This is a genomic window from Bacteroides fluxus YIT 12057 (assembly GCF_000195635.1).
GTDB lineage: Bacteria > Bacteroidota > Bacteroidia > Bacteroidales > Bacteroidaceae > Bacteroides > Bacteroides fluxus.
In genome coordinates this window covers 1-571 of sequence record NZ_GL882655.1, presented here as the reverse complement: position 1 = coordinate 571, position 571 = coordinate 1, and the positions used below count along the sequence as shown (strand labels likewise).

Here is a 571-nt window from a genome sequence, read left to right as displayed (position 1 = left end):
ACACACACACACACACACAATGCAGACGTCTGCATACTAAATATTTCGCTGAAAATCAACCCCTTCCCTTTTTTATTTCCAGGATATTATTCCTTATTATATCACTTTTTATCCGTCCCCGTAATCACGGGCACGAATTTATTAAAACCATACAGAAAATGTTGAAAAGATTGTTGCTATTGCCGCTTTTCGCACTCCTCACCGTGCCCCTTGCGGCACAGGACCGGGAGGCGTTGCAAACCGACAGCGTGTACGAGTTCCGGTTTGTGCCCCGGAAAGACATGTTTTTCATCCCGTACAGGGACAACCTTGCCGAACTGGAACGCCTGTCTGCTCTGGTGGCCCGCTACAAGGGAGCCATAACAGGCGGGCAGACGCCCATATTCGTGGACGCCTACTGCAATTCGATGCCCGGCAAGGCGGAGAACAAGGCCGTCGCACGGACACGTGCCAACCGTGTGAAGTCGGAACTGATCCTGCATCAGGGACTGACAGAGGAATGCTTTGTCACGCACAGCCATGCCGACAAGGGGGATTGGGTGACGGTACGGGTTACCGTCCCGCATCCTAC

1 pseudogene is annotated in these 571 nt (G+C 52.4%); it reads left to right on the top strand.

The features are described 5' to 3' along the window. Nucleotides 1–158: 158 nt before the first annotated feature. A pseudogene (locus HMPREF9446_RS11670) lies at nucleotides 159–571 on the top strand (OmpA family protein); the annotation flags it as partial.